The organism is Micromonospora sp. NPDC050495 (assembly GCF_040655175.1).
In the GTDB taxonomy this organism is placed as follows: Bacteria; Actinomycetota; Actinomycetes; order Mycobacteriales; family Micromonosporaceae; genus Micromonospora.
The window spans coordinates 48,651-65,383 of record NZ_JBFAJK010000009.1; the positions used below are offsets into that span (position 1 = coordinate 48,651).

The window sequence follows — 16,733 nt, forward strand, 5'->3', positions numbered from 1 at the left end:
GCCGGCCGGGAGCCGCCGGCTCAGGCGTTGGCCGGAACCCCGGCGTCGGGGTCGGCGGCCGCCGCCCCGGTGGCGTCCGCCTCGGGGGCGCTGCGCGGCGCCGGGGTACGCACCGCGAACGCGTTGAAGCTCGGACCGTCCAGCGTCGGCCGCTCGGCGCGTTCGTCGGCGCCCGACTGCTCGGTCGCCGGCTGGTCCACCGGGGCCGGACCGGCGGGCTCGGCCACCAGGCGGGCGCTCACCTGCGGGTACTCGGCCGTCTCCCCGCCACCCGCGGCCGCCGCCATGACCGCCGCCGCGGCCAGGTCGGCCACCCGCTTCGCCTCCCGCTGCACCCGGGCCCGGGTCTCCTTGGCGTGCTGCTCGGCCAGGTCCGCCGCCCGCCGGGCCTCGTCCAGCCGGCGGGTCTCGACGGCCAGGTCACGTCGCACCTCGACGAGGCGTTCCTCCAGGTCGGCGCCCTGCTGCTCGACCGCCGTGATCTCCTGCCGGGTCTGCTCCAGCTCCCCGGCGACCGTGTCCAGCTCGGCTCGCAGCTCCGCCAGGGCCTCCTGCCGCTGTTGCAGCTCCTGCTGCACGGCGGCGAGCTGCTCCTGGTGGGCGGCGTTCTCCTCGTCGGCCCGCTCGCGCACCTCGGTGGCGTACTGCTGGGCCTCGGCGACCAGCGCGGCGATGTCCCGCTCGGCGGCGCTGGCCCGGTCGGCCAGCTCCTGCTCCGCGGCGGCCCGCCGCTCGTCCAGCTCGCGGGCCATGGTGGCCTGCCACTGGGCCAGCTCCTGCTGGGCCTTGCTCCGGTTCGCCTGCACCTCCTGCTGGATCTGGGTGCGGGCCGCCTTCACCAGCGCCTCGGACGCCGAGCGAGCCTGCTCCACCTGCTGGGTGGTCTGCTCGGCGATCCGCTTCGCCTCCTGCTGCGCCCGGTCGTGGGTGGCCTGCCCTTCCGACCGCAGCTTCTCCGCCAGCTCCCGGACCGCGGTCAGCTCCGCCTGCGCGACCGCCCGCCGCTCCTCGTCCGCCTTCTCCTGCTCGGCGCGGCGGGTGGTCAGCTCCTCCTCCAGCGCCCGCAGCTCCCGGGCGGCCTCCTCCTCCGCCGCGGCCAGCACCTTCTCCGCCTGGGCCTGGAGGTCGGCGGCCCGCCTCGCGGCGGCCTCGCTGATCTGGCCGGCCTGCTTCTCGGCCAGGTCGAGAATCTGGTCCACCATCGGGCCGAGGTCCCGGAACGACGCCCGGTCCACCGCCGTCGGCCGCTGCCGCAGCTCGGCCGCCTCGGCGTGGGCCCGCTGCACCTGCGTGGCCAGCTCCCGCGCCTGCGCGTACGCCCGGTCCCGGTCGGCCGCCAGCCCGGCCAGCTCGCCGTCGAGCCGCTCGACGTACCGGTCGACCTGGCGCTTGTCGTAGCCGCGCAACGTCGTCTCGAACCTGGGCCGCCCGGACCCGTCGTCGTGGGGTGCGAACGGTTCCTCGCCGTTGGACATTCGCCATCCTCCGTGGGTTCGCCAGCGTCAGGCCGGCGGGGCATGATGAGGCGCAACGGTACCGTCGTCGGCGCGCGGGTCCCGCCCCGCCCCGCCCCCTCGACGCGGCCGGACCGAGCCGGGAGGGCTGGACATGCGAATCGCCCTGTTCGTCACCTGCCTCGCCGACACGCTGTTCCCCGAAGCGGCCAAGGCGACGGTACGGCTGCTGGAGCGCCTCGGCCACCAGGTGGTCTTCCCCACCGACCAGACCTGCTGCGGGCAGATGCACGTCAACACCGGCTACCCGGACGACGCGGTGCGGCTGGTCCGGCGGCACGTGCGGGTCTTCGCCCCGTACGACGTGGTGGTGGCGCCCTCCGGCTCGTGCGTCGGGTCGGTGCGCCACCAGCACGCGATGGTGGCCCGCCGCGCCGGCGACGACGCGCTGGCCAGCCGGGCGGCGGAGGTCGGGCGGCGCACCTACGAGCTGTCCGAACTGCTGGTCGACGTGCTCGGGGTGACCGACGTGGGCGCCTACTACCCGCACCGGGTGACGTACCACCCGACCTGCCACTCGCTGCGCCTGCTGCGGGTGGGGGACCGGCCGCTGCGCCTGCTGCGCGCGGTGCGCGGCCTGGACCTGGTGGAGCTGCCGCAGGCCGAGCAGTGCTGCGGCTTCGGCGGCACCTTCGCGGTGAAGAACGCGGACACCTCCACCGCCATGCTGGCCGACAAGATGCGCCACGTGCTGGCCACCCGGGCCGACGTGTGCACCGCCGGGGACGCCTCCTGCCTGATGCACATCGGCGGCGGACTGTCCCGGCTGCGGGCCGGCGTGCGGACCGTGCACCTGGCGGAGATCCTGGCCGCCACCGAAGCCGACGCCGACCCTCCCGGCGGCCGGGAACGGACCGGACCGGCCGGCCGGGACACCGCGGCGGTGGCCCGATGACCGCCGGCGGGAGAGCCGGCCGGACCACCTTCCTCGGCATGCCGGCCACCGCCCCGCCCGGCGTCGGCAACCTGCGCGGGACGGAGCCCTTCCCGGCCGCCGCCCGACGGGCGCTCGCCGACGCCCAGCTGCGGCGCAACCTGCGCCACGCCACCGGCACGATCCGCGCCAAGTCGGCGGCGGTCATCGACGAGGTGCCGGACTGGCCGCAGCTGCGGGCGGCCGGCCGGGCGATCAAGGCCGACACCATGGCCCGCCTGCCGGAGCTGCTGGAACAACTCGAGGCGGCGGTCACCGCGGCCGGCGGGACCGTGCACTGGGCCACCGACGCGGTCGAGGCGAACCGGATCGTCACCGAGCTGGTCCAGGCCACCGGCGCCGACCGGGTGATGAAGGTCAAGTCGATGGCCACCCAGGAGATCGGCCTCAACGAGGCCCTCGAAGCGGCCGGCATCGAGCCGGTCGAGACCGACCTGGCCGAGCTGATCGTCCAGCTCGGCGACGACCGGCCCAGTCACATCCTGGTGCCGGCGATCCACCGCAACCGGGCCGAGATCCGGGAGATCTTCCTGCGCGCGATGCCGGGGGTCGACCCGGCGCTCACCGACGAGCCGGCGGTCCTGGCCGCTGCCGCGCGCCGGCACCTGCGGCAGACCTTCCTCGCCACCCGGGTCGCCGTGTCCGGAGCGAACTTCGCCGTCGCCGAGACCGGCACCCTGGCGGTGGTCGAGTCCGAGGGGAACGGCCGGATGTGCCTGACCCTGCCGGAGACCCTGATCACCGTGATGGGCATCGAGAAGGTCATCCCCACCTGGGCCGACCTCGGGGTCTTCCTGCAACTGCTGCCCCGGGCGTCCACCGGGGAGCGGATGAACCCCTACACCTCACTCTGGACCGGGGTCACCCCCGGCGACGGGCCGCAGCAGGTGCACCTGGTGCTGCTCGACAACGGCCGCAGCGCGGTGCTCGCCGACGAGGTCGGGCGGCAGGCGCTGCACTGCATCCGCTGCTCGGCCTGCCTCAACGTCTGCCCCGTGTACGAGCGCACCGGCGGGCACGCCTACGGGTCGGTCTACCCGGGACCGATTGGCGCGGTGCTCTCCCCGCAGCTGACCGGGGTGGCCGACAACGCCTCGCTGCCGTACGCGTCCTCGCTCTGCGGGGCCTGCTACGACGCCTGCCCCGTGATGATCGACATCCCGTCCATCCTGGTGCACCTGCGGGCGCGGGCGCCGCACCCACGCACCGAGGCGGCGGCGATGGCCGCGGCCGCGTACACGATGGACCACCCGGCGCTGTACGCGGCCGCGCAGCGCGCCGCGGGGCTGGGCCGGCTCGCCGGCCGCGCGCTGCCCCCACCGCTGAACGGCTGGACCGCGAGCCGGGACGTGCCGGCGGCACCCCCGCAGACCTTCCGGCAATGGTGGGCCGAACACCGGAGCGGGTCGTGAACGGGCGCGAGGTGGTCCTCGCCCGGCTCCGCGCGGCGCTGGCCGGGGCACCGCCGACCGTGCCCGAGCCGGGTCCCGCGCCCCACGGCCGGGACGACCGGCCGCCGGGGCACCCCGAGCTGCTCGACCTGCTCGCCGGCCGGCTCACCGACTACCGGGCCGAGGTGCACCGGGTGGCCGCGGCGGGCGTCGCGGAGGCGGTCACCGGCATCCTCGCCGCCGCCGGGGCGCGGACCGTGGTGGTGCCGGCGGGGCTGCCCGCGCAGTGGCGGCCCGGGGCGGTCGAGGTCCTGGTCGACGAGGGCCTGCCCGCCAGCCGGCTGGCCGGGCTGGACGCGGTGGTCACCGCCGCGGCGGTCGCCGTCGCCGAAACCGGCACGATCATCCTGGACGCCGGCGCCGACCAGGGCCGGCGGGCCATCAGCCTGCTGCCCGACCTGCACGTCTGCGTGGTCCGCCCCGAGCAGGTCGTCGCCGGCGTGCCCGAGGCGCTGGCCCGGCTCACCCCGGACCGGCCGCTCACCTGGATCAGCGGACCCTCGGCCACCAGCGACATCGAGCTGAACCGGGTGGAGGGCGTGCACGGGCCGCGCCGGCTGCACGTCGTGCTCACCGACGGCTGACCCGGTCAGACCGCGACGTGCGGGTTCCCGGCGGTCAACCGGACCGTGAAGCCGTCGGTGTCGCGGTGCAGCGTCACGTGGTCGCAGGCCTGGTGGCTGATCCACAACCCGAGACCACCGGCGCTGCCGTCGCCGGCCGGCAGCAGGCCCGCGTACGGGTCCTTGGGGCCCTCGCCCCGGTCGTGCACGGTCACCACGATCCGGTCCGGTGCGCTCCACAACCGCAGCCGCACCGGGGCGGCGCCGTGCCGCAGCGCGTTGGTCACCATCTCGCTGACCGCCACCATCAGGTCCTCGACGACCTCCGGCCGCAGCTGGCCCCGGTCGGCGGCCTGCACGGCGGCGCGGGCCTGCGCCGGGCTCGGGTCGGTCAGCTCGACCAGCGGAGCCGTCCGCTGCACCGGGTCGACCGGCATCTGCCGCGGCTCGGTCAGGTAGCTCTCCGGCGGTGTGTAGGTGGGTGACGGCGGGTGGCTGCCGTCCGGCCGGGCCACCCGGGGATGGGTGCGGGCCACGTCCGAGAGCACCGGCGGCGGCGTGCGGCGGGTGTCGTACGCGCACATGCTCCAGAGCGGGAAGTCGTCGTAGGCGTGGTTGATGGCCGACTCGTAGCGGGCCCACCAGTCCCAGGTGGCGCCGAACACGACCGGCGGCAGCTCGCCGACGATGCGGATCTGTCCCACGCCCTGCGCCACGTACCCGGCCAGCAGCTTGCGGTAGGAGCGGATCGCGCTGGTCGGGCGGGCGTAGACGTCCCCGCCCGGCAGGAAGGTGACCTCGGTGCCGGCGGGCAGCGCCCGGCGGACCAGGTCGGCGTTGCGCTCGCCGAAACCCACGATGGCCGGCTCGCCGGCCGCGACACCGCCCAGCAGGAACGGCACCACCACGGCGAGCAGATGCTCGTCGGAGTCGTAGAGCACGGCCTCGTGGAAGTAGCCGAGGTGGCCCGCGGCGGCACCGGTCCTCATCGCGCCACCTCGACCGTGACCTCCGCGAGCCCCAACAGCTCGGCCAGCCGGGCGGTGCCCGCCCGGGAGGCGCGCAGCACGGCCGTCGCGCCGTGCCGGCGAGCATGGTCACGCAGGTGCAGCAGGCTCCGGTGGTCGACGAACCGCAACCCGGTCGCGTCCACCAGCAGCCGGCCGTCGACCGGTCGCGGGTCGGCCCGGTCCAGCACGGCCGGGTCGTGGAAGGCCAGGCAGAGATGACCGTAGGCCGTGGTGGGCGCACCCGCGCCGGTCACCTGAGCTGCCCCATGCGGCCAGTGTATGCACATCCGGCGGACCGGCCAGTCGGGGCGGTACGCCGCGCGCTCCCGGGCGGAAATCGGTGGTCCGCGGGCGGCCGGCGCGGGATCGTGGCCGGCGTGACGAGCGTACGGGTGCTGACCGCCGCGGACTGGCCGGCCCTCTGGCCGATGCTGCGCGACATGGGGGTGGGCGACGAGCCCGCCGAGGTCCACCGGGAGCGCCTCGGCCACCTGCTGGCAGATTCGCGTTGGGCGCTGCTCGGCGCGGTGACCGCCGGCCGGCTCGCCGGGTACGCCGCCGCGCAGGACCTCGGCCCGCACCTGCGCTCCGGCGACACCCACCGCACCGCCCGGCTGCACGACCTCTACGTCGACCCGCGACGGCGCCGGCACGGGGTGGGCCGCGCGCTGTTCGAGGCCGTGTCGCGCTGGGCGGCCGCCCGCTGCCGGCACCTGGAGTGGCAGGCCCACCGGGAGCGGGCCGCGCCCTTCTACGAGCGCCTCGGCCACCGCGGCGACCCCTGCCCGCAACCGGACTACCCGACCTTCCTGCTCGACCTCGGGCCGCGCTGAGCTCAGGGCAGCGGGCGGGCGATGCGCCGGGCGTGGTCCACGATCGCCGCGCCGACCACCGTGGCGGTCAGCGGAAGCATCTCCAGGCAGCGCCGCACCGCGGCGGCCATCAGCGCGTTCGGCACCCGCATCGACAGCGTGCAGTGCGGCACCCAGCGCCCCGGCTGGTAGTGCTCGGCCAGCTCGATGCCGGCCCGGGCCAGCCGGTGGTGCACCCGGGCGTGGTGCGCGAGCAGGTCGGTGGTGACCGCCGGACCGAGCCAGAGCACCCGGCCGACGAACTGGCCGGCGTGCTGGAACTCCAGCCGCAGCGGCGTCGCCACCACCGTCCCGGCGAGCGCCTCGGCGACCCGGTCCGGGTCGAAGCGGGGCGCCACCGCCAGCGACACGTGCGGGCGGTGCCGCTGCTCCAGCAGCGACCGCATGCTCTGCACGCCCTCGGCCTCCAACGCGTCCCAGAGCACCCGGATCCGCCGGGTGGCGTCGGTGTCCAGATACAGCTCCAGCGCGGCGACCACATGATCAGCCTAGGGTGAGGTTTGGCCAGCTCGGTTGGCGGTACAGCGCCGGGTGACCCCGAGGGTGGAGGAGCGTGGATCTGTGGACGCGAGCGACCTGCTGACCGAGGCGTACGGCCGGCTGCCCGACCTGGTGGCGGCGGCGGTGGAGGGGCTGAGCCCGGAGCAGCTGCGCCAGGCGCCGGGAGCCGGGTCCAACCCGGTGGGCTGGCTGGTCTGGCACCTGACCCGGATCCAGGACAACCACCTGTCCGACCTGCACGGCGCCGAGCAGGTCTGGCTCGGCGGCGACCGGGCGAGCCGGTTCGGCCTGAGCGCCGACCCGGACGACACCGGGTTCGGGCACGGCCCCGCGCAAATCGCCGCGGTCCGGCCGGAGAACGGGCAGGTGCTGATCGACTACCACCGGGCGGTGGTGGACCGCACCCTGGCGTACCTGCGCGGGCTGTCGGCGGCCGACCTCGACCGGGTGGTGGACGAGAACTGGGACCCCCCGGTCACCCTCGGCGTGCGGCTGGTCAGCGTGCTCGACGACGACCTGCAACACGTCGGCCAGGCCGCGTACGTGCGCGGGCTCATCCTGCGGGGCTGACCGCCGCCGCCCGGGCCAGCGCGGCGTGGGCGAGCAGATGGCACGCCTGCGCCTCCGGGGAGGTGCCCGGCCGGGCGAAATCGGGCGCGCCGCTCACCCCGGTCACCCGCCCGTACCGGTCGACCCGCCGGTCCGCCGCCGCCAGCAGCTGCGCGCCGGTCTCCCGCCACGACGCCGGCAGCCAGCCGTCGGCCACCCCGGTCAGCGCCGCGTACGCCAGCAACTGCGCGGTGTTCGCCTCGCGGAACGTGCCCGGGTCGTCCAGCACGTCGGAGAAGAGCCCGTCCGCGCCCCGGTACGCCAGGCAGGCCGTGAGCACCGCCGCCGCGTGCCCGGCCAGCTGGTCGCGGAGCCCCGCCGGCCACACCGGCGCCAGGCGCAGCGCCCGGGCGATCCCGGCGACCACCCAGCCGTTGCCGGTGCCCCAGTGCTCCGGCCGGTCCAGCGCGCCCCGGTCCTCGTCCCAGCGGGCCGCGTACAGGCCGCTGCGCGCGTCGTACAGCCGGCGGCGGTGCCCGGCGACCTGCGCGGCGGCCAGGTCGGTCCGGCCGCACAGGGCCAGCAGCGGTACCACCATGTACACCGTGTCGGCCCAGACCTGACGGCTGTCGAGCAGGTGGAACAGGGTCCCGTCGGCGGCCCGGGGAGCCCGGGCCAGCAGCCAGTCGAGCTGCGCGTCGAGGGCGGCGGCGAAGCGCGGATCCCCGTCGGCCCCGGCCGCGTACCGGACCACCTCGCCGCAGGCGGCGCCGTTGACCGCGCCCGCCTCGCCGGAGACGTCGCCGAGCCGCCCGTCCGGGTGCTGCCGGGTCACCGCGGCGTCGGCGACCAGCACGGCCAGCTCACCCCGGCCCAGGTCCAGCAGGGCCTGCCCGGTCACCCCCTGCTCCCAGGACTGGCGCTGCATGGCGAGCAGGGCGCCGAGCACCCGCTCGGTGGTGGCGTCGGTCGGGATCCGCATGGGTCCGGCATACCCCACCCGGGCACGCTCCGCTCACCCGGAGCGGGTGAGTTGGACTCACCCCGCGCCCGGGGACCCTGCGGGGGGCGACCGGACGGGGGAGGCACCGATGGGCGATGCGGCGGCGGACTACCTGAACCACCGGGTGGCCGGCCGGCACCCGGACCTGGCGGACTACATCTGCGGCACGCTCCGCCTCGACCTGCGCGACGGCGGCAGCACCGAGCACTGGCACCTCACCATCGACCGGCAGGAGGTGCGGGTGAGCCGCAGCTTCGACGTGGCCGACCTGGTCATCCGGGCCGACCGGGAGGTCTTCGACCGGATCGCGCGGGGCCGCGAGCACGTGGCGGCGGCGCTGCTGCGCAACGACCTCACCGTGGAGGGCAACATGGAGCTGCTGATGACCCTGCGCCGGATCTTTCCCGGGCCGCCCGAGGCCCGGCACCCCCGCGACGTCGCCCGGGGCGGGTCGCGATGAGGCAGCGACTGGTCCACGTCCTGTCCGGCAACTCGTTCGCGCTCAGCGACGCGCAGGGCGACATGGAGGTCGACCCGTACGCCCCGATCGGCCTCTTCTCCTTCGACACCCGGTTCCTGTCCCACTGGGTGCTCAGCGTCGACGGGGAGCGGCTGCACGCCCTGTCCCGCGACGAGCTGGCCTACTTCGAGACCCGGTTCGTGCTGGTCCCCGGCACCGCCAGCCACTACGTCGACTCGGACGTCTCGGTGATCCGGCACCGGTCCCTCGACGAGAGCTTCCACGAGCGGCTCACCGTGCTCAACCACTCCGTCCAACCGGCCGAGTACACCGTCCGGTTGGAGATCGGCAGCGACTTCGCCGACACCTCCGAGATCCTGCGCCCGGCCCCGCGCCGGCCGGTGGTCGTCGCCGACTCGAACCGCCGGCAGCTGCGCCTGCGCCACCAGCGGGACGAGTTCATCCGGGAAACCCTGGTCACCAGCACCGAGCCGGTGGACGTCGACGAGCAGGGGATGACCTTCCAGATCCGGCTCGCGCCGAACGGGGAGTGGCACACCGATCTGGTCGTCGCCACGATCATCCACGGCGCCGGCGGGCGGGACCTGCGGGCCAGCCTCCAGTCCCACCGGGAGCACGTCCACCACACCATGAACAGCGAGCTGAAGCGCTGGCTGGACGCCGCGCCGCGACTGGTCGCCGACCGCCAGTCCCTGGAGTTGGCGTACCGGCAGGCGCTGACCGACCTGGCCGCGCTGCGGTACGTGCCGCTGACCTACCGCGAGCCGGTGCCGGTGGGTGGCATGCCCTGGGCGATGGCCCTCTACGGCCGCGACGCCATGCTCACCTGCCTGCAGACCCTGCCGTTCACCCCCGAGCTGACCCCGGCCACCCTGCAGCTGCTCGCCTCGGTGCAGGGCGGGCAGCTCGACGACTACCACGACGAGGAACCCGGCAAGATCCTCGCCGAGCTGCGCTACGGCGAGGCGGCCGCGTTCGGTGAGCAGCCCACCGCGATCTCCTACGCCGCGGCCGACACCACCCCGCTCTTCGTGGTGCTGCTCGACGAGTACGAGCGGTGGACCGGCGACGGCGACCTGGTCCGGCAGCTGCGCCACCCGGCCCGGATGGCGCTGGACTGGCTGGACGAGTACGGCGACCTGTGCGGCGACGGCTACCTGCGCTACCAGACGCGCAACGACCGCAACGGGGTGGTCAACCAGACCTGGCGGAACTCACCCGACGCCGTCAGTGACCGGCACGGCCGCCAGCCGCCCTTTCCCCGGGCCACCTGCGAGCTGCAGGGGTACGCGTACGACGCGAAGATGCGGGGTGCCCGGATGGCCCGCGAGTTCTGGGACGACCCGGCGTACGCCGACCGCCTGGAGGCGGACGCGGCGCGGCTGCGGGACCGGTTCAACCGCGACTTCTGGCTGCCCGGGCGGGAGTACTACGCGCTGGCGCTGACCCCGGACGGCGAGCCGGTCGACGCGCTCACCTCGAACCTGGGCCACCTGCTCTACAGCGGGATCGTCGACCCGGGGCGCTCGGCCGCCCTCGCCGCGCACCTGTCCGGCCCGGAACTCTTCACCGGCTGGGGGGTCCGCACGTACGCCACCGGGCAGCGGCCGTACAACCCGGTCGGCCCGCACCTGGGCGCGGTCTGGCCGTCGGACAACGCGCTGATCGCGGCCGGCCTGCGCCGCTACGGTCACGACGCGGAGGCGGCCCGGATCGCCGCCGGCATGTTCGCCGTGGTGGAGACCATGGGCGGCTCGGTGCCGGAGGTGATCGCCGGCTACCCCCGCGAGGTCACCAAGTACCCGGTCCAGCTCCCGGCCGCCGGTCGGCCGCAGTCGTGGGCCTCGGGGGCGCTGCTGATGCTGCTCGCCACCATGCTCGGGCTGCGCCCCTGCGGGGACAACCTGCTGGTGAAGCCGGAGATCCCGGTCGGGTACGGGCGGATCGAACTGACCGACGTGCCGGGGCGCTGGGGTCGCGCGGACGCGTTCGGCCGGGAGCGGCCCCCCGGCCGAATGAGTCCGCGCCTGCGGGGCGGGCGGTCCGGGCCGGGACAGCCGCATCGGGTCATCTGGTAGGCGCTCGGTCCCTGCCGTCCCGCACCGGGTCGGCGCCGGCCGGGTCGCTGCCGCCCGGATCGGGCCCGGCCTGGTCGCGGCCGGCCCGACCGGGCTCGGCCGTTCCGGCCGGGGCAGTCCGGGAGCGGCGCGCCAGGGCGTGGTCCGCCCCGACGAAGAGGAGCCCGAGCAGCCAGAACGCGAACGCGAAGCAGAGCGCGCTGAACCCCACGCCGGCGTAGCCGAGCTGCCCGGCGTCGAGGAACGGGTACGGGTAGCGGTGCACGAGCAGGCCGCGCACCAGGGCGAACCCGAGGTACGCCACCGGGAACGCCAGCCACCAGGCCGCGTACCGGGGGCGGAGCCGGCCCCGGCGGTCGACCAGGGCCCAGTCGGCGACCGCCAGCAGCGGCACGATCGTGTGCAGGAACTGGTTGCCCCACCACTCGCCCGGGGTCCGGTCCGGCTGGACCATCGCGAACGGGCTGGCCGGATTGGCCAGCACCAGGTGGTACACCGTGCCGGTGATGGTGATGTAGAGAGTGACCGCGCCCTTGAGCGCGGGCGGCGGCTCCGGGCGGTCCCGCCCGGCCCGAACGGCGGCGTAGCCGGCGAAGACGCCGACGGCCAGGTTGCTCTGGATGGTGAAGTAGGGCAGCAGGCCGGTCAGCGTGGCCGGGCCGAGCGCGGTCAGCACGATGCCGGCCAGCACGCCGAGCAGGACGGCCAGGCGGAGGAGGATCGCCATCCGGCGACGCCGCACAGTCATCGGGGCAAGCTATCAACCGCCGCCCGGCCGGCCGCCGGCCGAGCGGCGGAGCACGGCCGGGTCAGCGTTGGGGCGGACCGACCGTGGCGGGGCGGTTCGCCGTCGGGTCGGACGGCGGATCGCGGCCGGGACGGCCGGGTCAGCGTTGGGGCGGACCGACCGTGGCGGGGCGGTTCGCCGTCGGCTCGTCCGGCCGGACGGGCGGTGTGGCGGGAACGGCCGGCACGGTCCGGGTGTGCTGCGGGCGGGCGGTCGGCGTCGGCCGCTTCGACGGGTCGCCGGTCGGCGTCGGCGGCCGGTCGACCAGCCGGTCGCAGTAGTCGTCGACCCGGTCCGGCCCACCGGCGGCGGCGACCAGGTCGGCGAAGGGCGGGGTGCCCAGCGCCTGCCGCCGGTCCGCGGCCGGCGCGGCAAGGTACGCCGTGCAGAGACCGGTCAGCGCGGCGGTCGGGCGGTCGGGGCTGCCGGTCGGGCGGCCGGCCGGGGCGGGGGAGGGGTCCCGGCTCGGCGCCGGCGAGTCGGGGCCGCCGGCTCCGCTGACGCGGGGCGCCACGCTGGGCTCGACGCGGCCGGGCAGGCCCGGCAGGGTGCCCGTGACGGCAGCCAGCGCCACCCCGCCGCTGCCGGCGGCGAGCAGGCCGGCCAGGGCGAGCCGCGCCCCGAGCAGGCGGGGGCGGCGGCGCCCCGGGCGGGCGGCCGGCAGCGGCGCGGTGCCGGCCCGGGCCGCCCGGAACGCCTGGAGGGCGGCCGCCTCGCCGCCGAACTCGTGCGGGTGCGGAGCGGCGCGGACGGCGGCCAGGAGCCGGACCAGCACCTCGGTGCCATCCTGCGGATCACTGACCGGACCGACGAGCAGTCGCTCGACGGTCTCCTGGTCCATGCGGTGGGCGTTCATCTCGTGTCCCTCAGCGCCGCCGCCCCTGCTGGCGTCACACCGGACCCGCCCCGCGCCCACCGTTCAGCCGGTGTGATCGATCACCGGCGACCGGCTCAGCCCATCGTCTTCGCCCCGTCGATCGACTCCCGGATGATGTCGGCGTGCCCGGCGTGCTGCGCCGTCTCGGCGATGAGGTGCAGCAACACCCGGCGCACCGTCCAGCTCGCCCCCGGCTCGAACCAGGGCGCCTGCGGCAGCGGGTGGGCGGCGTCGAGGTCGAGGGTGGCGATCAGCGCGTCGGTCGCCTCGGCCACCCGGTCGAACTCGGCGAGCAGCCCGGCGAGCGTCTCGCCGTCGACCATCCGGAACTGGGCCGCCCAATCGATCGGCTCGCGCTGCATCGCCTCGGCGCCACCCTCGGCGAAGCGCATCCACCGGTGCTCGGTGCTCGCCACGTGCTTGATCAGACCGCCGAGGCACAGCTCGCTGGCCGTGCTCCGGGCCGCCGCCTGGTCGTCGGTCAGCCCGCGCACGGTGTGCCGCAGGAAGCCGCGGTGCCGCCGCAGGGTGGCCAGCAGATCCGCCCGCTCGCCGGTGAGGACCTGGTCGGAGACGCTCATGCCGCCCGCCTTTCGCTCGAGAACCACGGCCACCGTACGGCCGCCCCCCGACAATCCCCGCGCCCCACACCGGCCGGCTCCGGTTGCCGATCCCGCCGGATGGCGGTGCACTGAATTACATGGGTGTCATCAAGGTGGGCACGTCCTCCTGGGCCGACCAGATGCTGGTCCGCTCCGGCTGGTATCCGCGCGGCGTCAACAGCCCGGCCGGTCGCCTCGGCTTCTACGCCGAGCGGTTCGGGCTGGTGGAGGTGGACACCAGCTACTACGCGATCCCGACGCCGGAGACCGCCGAGGGCTGGGCCGCGGCCACCCCGGACGGCTTCACCTTCGACGTCAAGGCGTTCCGCCTCTTCACCGGCCACCACACCCCGGTCGCGGCGCTGCCCCGCGAGCTGCGACCGGCCGGCGGCCCGAGCCGGATCCGCTGGCGGGACCTGCCGGCCGGGGCGTACGACGAGTTGTGGGACCGGTTCCACGCGGCGCTGGCGCCGCTCGCGGCGGCCGACCGGCTCGGCGCCGTGCTGCTCCAGTTCCCGCCCTGGCTGACCCGCGGGGAGGCCGCCAAGCAGCGGATCCTGGCGGCGGCCCGACGGTGCCGGCCCTGGCGGGTCGGCGTCGAGCTGCGCCACTCCTCCTGGTTCAGCGACGAGGCGGTGGTCGACACGGTGACCTTCCTGCGCGAGCACGGCCTCGGCTACGTCTGCGTGGACATGCCGCAGGGGCACCCGTCGTCGGTGCCGCCGATCCTCACCGCCACCGCCGCCCTCGCGGTGGTCCGGTTCCACGGCCACAGTGCCGCCTGGGAGAGCGGCGACAAGCAGGAGAAGTTCCGCTACGCCTACGGGGCGCGGGAACTGGCCCGCTGGGCGGAGCTGCTGCGCGAACTGGCCGGGCAGTGCGCCGAGCTGCACGTGCTGATGAACAACTGCTGCGACGGCCAGGCCCAGCGCGACGCCGCCCGGCTGGCCGGCCTGCTCGGGGTCGGCACGGCCGCCGCGCCGGCCTGAGGTTTCCGGAGACCGGCGCCGGGTACCGGCGGTGCCGAGGACCGACAGCGAGGGGGACACGTGGACGAGCGGCGGGACGACGGCAGCGCCACGGCGCGGGACGACCGGGACCCCCGGGCGACCCGGGAGGCCGAGGAGGCGCACGGCGGCAGCATGGCCCCGGGCCTGGTGGACGACACCGGACATCCGGTGGCCGAGCCGCCCGTGCCCGAGCCGGAGAACGAGCCGTCGGTGTTGGGCCGGCCGGGGGAGGACGGCACCGGCTCCTGACCGCCGCGGCGGCGCCGGCCGGGCGGGCGGCCGATCGCCGGGCGGCTGGGCCGGGCTGATCGGCGCGGCGGCGCCCGCCGGCGGCGGGCGCTCAGCCGCGTCGGGTGATCCCCTCCGGGTGCATCCCGGTGGTCTCCTCCAGCGAGTTGTCGGCCAGGTCCCCGTCGGCGCTGTCGTCCGGGAAGGACCGCGCCGACGGCGCCGGATCCGGCGGCGCGCCCGGTCCGGCCTCGGTCGTCCGGGTCGGCTCGACCGGGCCGAACCCGTGCCGGCCGGCCTTCGGACCGCCGGGCCCAGCGCCGGCCGCCCGCCGTTCACCCCGGCGGCCCTCCGGGACCGCGCTCTCCTCGCTGCCCTCGTCCATCGGGGCGTCCTCGTCGGCGCCCCACGGCGGGTCGGCGTCGAACCCGTTCGTGGTGCCCCACGGCGCGGCCGCCTCGGGCCCGCGCCCCTCACCCCTACCCGATCGGTTCGTGCTGCTCATGGCCACCTCACCTGGCTGGGTTCCGTGCCGCGCTGATTGCCCGCCCCGGCTCCGGTCATGCGCGTCGAGCGCCCGGCCGGGGGACGTGCCGCGACCGGCACCCACGCACGCAGGGTGCCCGGCCGCGGGCACGCGGGCGCGGCCGGCACCCACCCGTGAGGTGGCTGCCGGCCGCATGACGGGTCACTTGCCGGCCATGGCCATCGGTCGCTTGGTCGCGGCCATCCCGGCCATCTTGCCCAGCGCCGCCGGCGCGGTCGCCAGGTTGCCGGCCCGGCCGAGCAGGCCGCGGAACACCTGTCCCGGCTTCTGCTGCTCGCCCATGTACGACGACACCACCACCAGCGCGCCGGTCAGCGCCGGGACCGCCCACTGGAGCAGCTTCATCTGCCGCTGGCAGGAGGCGACGTTGGACGGTGTCTGGTAGTTGGGCTCGGTGGTCCCCTCGACCGACGGGCTGCCCGCCTTCTCCAGCCGCATGCCGAGCAGCCGGCTGTAGCCGGTCACCGCCAGCGCGCCCAGGGTCAGCGCCGTCTTGATCGTGCTCATCTTCGCCACCCCGGCCTGGCTGGCCACCCGTGGGCTCTCGGTCACCAGCTCGCCGACCGCGCCGGCCAGGTGCGCGCCGATCGCCGCCGCGTTGACCGGAGTCCAGCGCGCCCAGCCGGCCGAGGCGACCGGCAGCCGCTGGGTGGAGTCGTTGATTCGTGCCGCTGCGCCGTTGACGCCGAGCGCGCCCATCAGTGAGCCGCCGAACCAGGCCGCCAGACCCAGATCGTGCATCGAGCGCAACGCGGTGTGCCGTTCGGACATCTGATCCCCCTCTGCCGTGTTCGGGCGGTGCCGCATACCCACCTTCCGGCGGAGTACGCGTCCCGCCGGCCCGGCGAGGTGGGCCTCAGCGCGGCGGTAGGGCGGCGGCGAACGCGGCGACCCGGGCGGCCAGCGGGGTGCCGGCGCGGACCCAGGTGAAGTGGTCCAGCGGCGCGCCGGCCTCGGCCACCGTGTAGCGGTGCCGGGTCACCGGGGCGGCGGCGAGCTTGCCGCAGAGGTGGTCCAGCGTCTCGTGCGGGGTGTACTGGTCGTCGTCCACGCTGACCGCGAGCACCGGGGTACGGATCGCGCCCACCGCCGCCTCGGCGTCCACGCCGTCCAGCACCGGGAACCGCCCGGTACGCGCCGTGTGCGCCCAGTCCCGGATCACGCCCCGCGCCTGCCGGCCACCGAACCCCCAGCCGGGCCAGACCCCGAGCAGCCGGGCCACCGCCGCGATCCCCTGGGTGTACGGCAGCACCCCCCAGCCGCGCGGCCCCGGGTACCCGCGCCACCAGGGGATGCCGACCGCCACCAGGGCCAGCCCGTCCACCCGGTCGGCGTCGTGCAGCGCCTGGTGCAGCACCGCGACCTGGCCGCCGAGGGAGTGCCCGAGCAGCAGCCGGGTCCGCCCGTCCAGCCGCGGCTTGAGCGCGTCGAGCACCGCGCCCACGTCGGCGGCCAGCTCGGCGTAGCCGTACCGGCAGCTGCGGGCCGGCGCCGGGGTGCTCTCGCCGGTGCCGCGCAGGTCCACCACGACCACGGCGAGGCCGGCGTCGCGCAGCGCCGCGGCGAACGGCCGGTAGTAGCGGGCCCGTACCCCCATGGCCGGCCAGATCACCACCACCGGCGCCCCGGGCGGCCCGGCCGGCTCCGGGTAGACCTGGACGCCGAGCCGCGCCCCGTCGACGTCGACGAACTCCTGCGTGTAGTCCCCGCTCACCGGCTCAGCCTA

General features: G+C 76.0%; 20 protein-coding genes. 9 read left to right on the forward strand and 11 right to left on the reverse strand.

The features are described 5' to 3' along the window. Positions 1 to 20: 20 nt before the first annotated feature. Positions 21 to 1,475, reverse strand: coding sequence for a hypothetical protein (locus AB0I11_RS12445; protein ID WP_357317919.1), 1,455 nt, complete (start codon positions 1,473 to 1,475; stop codon positions 21 to 23). A gap of 133 nt (positions 1,476 to 1,608) precedes the next feature. On the opposite strand from AB0I11_RS12445, the gene AB0I11_RS12450 reads away from it, so the two are divergent. From AB0I11_RS12450 to AB0I11_RS12460, 3 genes are read left to right on the forward strand one after another with little or no spacing between them, the layout of a single operon-like run. Continuing rightward, positions 1,609 to 2,409 carry a (Fe-S)-binding protein gene (locus tag AB0I11_RS12450; RefSeq protein WP_357317923.1) on the forward strand — a complete coding sequence of 267 codons (801 nt, stop codon included), beginning with the start codon at positions 1,609 to 1,611 and terminating at the stop codon, positions 2,407 to 2,409. After that, positions 2,406 to 3,860: a lactate utilization protein B gene (locus AB0I11_RS12455; protein WP_357317926.1), complete on the forward strand. Its 1,455-nt coding sequence runs from the start codon at positions 2,406 to 2,408 to the stop codon at positions 3,858 to 3,860. Before AB0I11_RS12450 ends, AB0I11_RS12455 begins: the two co-directional genes overlap by 4 nt. Continuing rightward, the gene (locus tag AB0I11_RS12460; protein ID WP_357317929.1) at positions 3,857 to 4,483 is read left to right on the forward strand and encodes an LUD domain-containing protein; all 627 of its coding nucleotides are present in this window, start codon (positions 3,857 to 3,859) and stop codon (positions 4,481 to 4,483) included. Before AB0I11_RS12455 ends, AB0I11_RS12460 begins: the two co-directional genes overlap by 4 nt. Positions 4,484 to 4,488: 5 nt before the next feature. Here AB0I11_RS12460 and AB0I11_RS12465 read toward each other — a convergent pair whose 3' ends face one another. Next, positions 4,489 to 5,451, reverse strand: a complete 963-nt coding sequence (locus AB0I11_RS12465; RefSeq protein ID WP_357317932.1) for a sensor histidine kinase — start codon at positions 5,449 to 5,451, stop codon at positions 4,489 to 4,491. Next, positions 5,448 to 5,726, reverse strand: coding sequence for an STAS domain-containing protein (locus AB0I11_RS12470; RefSeq protein WP_357317934.1), 279 nt, complete (start codon positions 5,724 to 5,726; stop codon positions 5,448 to 5,450). Before AB0I11_RS12470 ends, AB0I11_RS12465 begins: the two co-directional genes overlap by 4 nt. Before the next feature lie 123 nt (positions 5,727 to 5,849). Between AB0I11_RS12470 and AB0I11_RS12475 the strand changes: the two genes are divergently transcribed. Continuing rightward, the gene (locus AB0I11_RS12475; RefSeq protein WP_357317937.1) at positions 5,850 to 6,305 is read left to right on the forward strand and encodes a GNAT family N-acetyltransferase; all 456 of its coding nucleotides are present in this window, start codon (positions 5,850 to 5,852) and stop codon (positions 6,303 to 6,305) included. 2 nt (positions 6,306 to 6,307) lie between these two features. Here the strand turns inward: AB0I11_RS12475 and AB0I11_RS12480 are convergent, their stop codons facing one another. After that, the gene (locus tag AB0I11_RS12480) at positions 6,308 to 6,823 is read right to left on the reverse strand and encodes a 2'-5' RNA ligase family protein (protein WP_357317940.1); all 516 of its coding nucleotides are present in this window, start codon (positions 6,821 to 6,823) and stop codon (positions 6,308 to 6,310) included. An 82-nt stretch (positions 6,824 to 6,905) separates the two neighbouring features. Between AB0I11_RS12480 and AB0I11_RS12485 the strand changes: the two genes are divergently transcribed. Then, on the forward strand, positions 6,906 to 7,415 hold the full coding sequence (locus AB0I11_RS12485; RefSeq protein WP_357317942.1) for a DinB family protein: 510 nt from the start codon (positions 6,906 to 6,908) through the stop codon (positions 7,413 to 7,415). On the opposite strand, the gene AB0I11_RS12490 is transcribed toward AB0I11_RS12485, so the two are convergent. Then, positions 7,399 to 8,376 carry a glycoside hydrolase family 88 protein gene (locus AB0I11_RS12490; RefSeq protein ID WP_357317945.1) on the reverse strand — a complete coding sequence of 326 codons (978 nt, stop codon included), beginning with the start codon at positions 8,374 to 8,376 and terminating at the stop codon, positions 7,399 to 7,401. The genes AB0I11_RS12485 and AB0I11_RS12490 overlap by 17 nt on opposite strands. A gap of 109 nt (positions 8,377 to 8,485) precedes the next feature. On the opposite strand from AB0I11_RS12490, the gene AB0I11_RS12495 reads away from it, so the two are divergent. Next, positions 8,486 to 8,857 carry an SCP2 sterol-binding domain-containing protein gene (locus AB0I11_RS12495; protein ID WP_357317948.1) on the forward strand — a complete coding sequence of 124 codons (372 nt, stop codon included), beginning with the start codon at positions 8,486 to 8,488 and terminating at the stop codon, positions 8,855 to 8,857. After that, complete coding sequence (locus tag AB0I11_RS12500; protein ID WP_357317951.1) at positions 8,854 to 10,956, forward strand: glycogen debranching N-terminal domain-containing protein; 2,103 nt, start codon at positions 8,854 to 8,856, stop codon at positions 10,954 to 10,956. Before AB0I11_RS12495 ends, AB0I11_RS12500 begins: the two co-directional genes overlap by 4 nt. Here AB0I11_RS12500 and AB0I11_RS12505 read toward each other — a convergent pair. The 3 genes from AB0I11_RS12505 to AB0I11_RS12515 form a co-directional block, all read right to left on the reverse strand. Further along, positions 10,946 to 11,704, reverse strand: a complete 759-nt coding sequence (locus tag AB0I11_RS12505) for a Pr6Pr family membrane protein (RefSeq protein WP_357317954.1) — start codon at positions 11,702 to 11,704, stop codon at positions 10,946 to 10,948. The two genes, AB0I11_RS12500 and AB0I11_RS12505, sit on opposite strands and share 11 nt — an antisense overlap. A gap of 139 nt (positions 11,705 to 11,843) precedes the next feature. Then, positions 11,844 to 12,599, reverse strand: a complete 756-nt coding sequence (locus AB0I11_RS12510; RefSeq protein WP_357317957.1) for a hypothetical protein — start codon at positions 12,597 to 12,599, stop codon at positions 11,844 to 11,846. A gap of 95 nt (positions 12,600 to 12,694) precedes the next feature. Next, positions 12,695 to 13,201 carry a DinB family protein gene (locus AB0I11_RS12515; protein WP_357317960.1) on the reverse strand — a complete coding sequence of 169 codons (507 nt, stop codon included), beginning with the start codon at positions 13,199 to 13,201 and terminating at the stop codon, positions 12,695 to 12,697. A gap of 119 nt (positions 13,202 to 13,320) precedes the next feature. Between AB0I11_RS12515 and AB0I11_RS12520 the strand changes: the two genes are divergently transcribed. Both AB0I11_RS12520 and AB0I11_RS12525 read left to right on the forward strand, forming a co-directional pair. Beyond that, the gene (locus tag AB0I11_RS12520) at positions 13,321 to 14,211 is read left to right on the forward strand and encodes a DUF72 domain-containing protein (protein WP_357317963.1); all 891 of its coding nucleotides are present in this window, start codon (positions 13,321 to 13,323) and stop codon (positions 14,209 to 14,211) included. A 60-nt stretch (positions 14,212 to 14,271) separates the two neighbouring features. Continuing rightward, a complete protein-coding gene (locus tag AB0I11_RS12525) occupies positions 14,272 to 14,481 on the forward strand; it encodes a GTPase activator (protein WP_357317966.1) in 210 nt (69 codons plus the stop codon). Positions 14,482 to 14,572: 91 nt separating this feature from the next. On the opposite strand, the gene AB0I11_RS12530 is transcribed toward AB0I11_RS12525, so the two are convergent. The 3 genes from AB0I11_RS12530 to AB0I11_RS12540 all read right to left on the reverse strand — a co-directional run bounded on the left by AB0I11_RS12530 (position 14,573) and on the right by AB0I11_RS12540 (position 16,721). Further along, entirely contained in the window at positions 14,573 to 14,965 is a 393-nt protein-coding gene (locus tag AB0I11_RS12530) for a hypothetical protein (protein WP_357317969.1), read from the reverse strand. Positions 14,966 to 15,148: 183 nt separating this feature from the next. Then, positions 15,149 to 15,778 (reverse strand): hypothetical protein, encoded by a 630-nt coding sequence (locus AB0I11_RS12535; protein WP_046563585.1) that lies wholly within the window; start codon positions 15,776 to 15,778, stop codon positions 15,149 to 15,151. An 85-nt stretch (positions 15,779 to 15,863) separates the two neighbouring features. Continuing rightward, on the reverse strand, positions 15,864 to 16,721 hold the full coding sequence (locus tag AB0I11_RS12540) for an alpha/beta fold hydrolase (protein ID WP_357317973.1): 858 nt from the start codon (positions 16,719 to 16,721) through the stop codon (positions 15,864 to 15,866). Between the last annotated feature and the right edge of the window lie 12 nt (positions 16,722 to 16,733).

Coding starts and splice junctions, on each gene's coding strand:
- AB0I11_RS12515 (WP_357317960.1), bottom strand. CDS start 13,201: ATGAGCGTCTCCGACCAGGTCCTCACCGGCGAGCGGGCGGATCTGCTG.
- AB0I11_RS12450 (WP_357317923.1), top strand. CDS start 1,609: ATGCGAATCGCCCTGTTCGTCACCTGCCTCGCCGACACGCTGTTCCCC.
- AB0I11_RS12510 (WP_357317957.1), bottom strand. CDS start 12,599: ATGAACGCCCACCGCATGGACCAGGAGACCGTCGAGCGACTGCTCGTC.
- AB0I11_RS12490 (WP_357317945.1), bottom strand. CDS start 8,376: ATGCGGATCCCGACCGACGCCACCACCGAGCGGGTGCTCGGCGCCCTG.
- AB0I11_RS12505 (WP_357317954.1), bottom strand. CDS start 11,704: ATGACTGTGCGGCGTCGCCGGATGGCGATCCTCCTCCGCCTGGCCGTC.
- AB0I11_RS12495 (WP_357317948.1), top strand. CDS start 8,486: ATGGGCGATGCGGCGGCGGACTACCTGAACCACCGGGTGGCCGGCCGG.
- AB0I11_RS12465 (WP_357317932.1), bottom strand. CDS start 5,451: ATGAGGACCGGTGCCGCCGCGGGCCACCTCGGCTACTTCCACGAGGCC.
- AB0I11_RS12530 (WP_357317969.1), bottom strand. CDS start 14,965: ATGAGCAGCACGAACCGATCGGGTAGGGGTGAGGGGCGCGGGCCCGAG.
- AB0I11_RS12445 (WP_357317919.1), bottom strand. CDS start 1,475: ATGTCCAACGGCGAGGAACCGTTCGCACCCCACGACGACGGGTCCGGG.
- AB0I11_RS12535 (WP_046563585.1), bottom strand. CDS start 15,778: ATGTCCGAACGGCACACCGCGTTGCGCTCGATGCACGATCTGGGTCTG.
- AB0I11_RS12455 (WP_357317926.1), top strand. CDS start 2,406: ATGACCGCCGGCGGGAGAGCCGGCCGGACCACCTTCCTCGGCATGCCG.
- AB0I11_RS12520 (WP_357317963.1), top strand. CDS start 13,321: ATGGGTGTCATCAAGGTGGGCACGTCCTCCTGGGCCGACCAGATGCTG.
- AB0I11_RS12500 (WP_357317951.1), top strand. CDS start 8,854: ATGAGGCAGCGACTGGTCCACGTCCTGTCCGGCAACTCGTTCGCGCTC.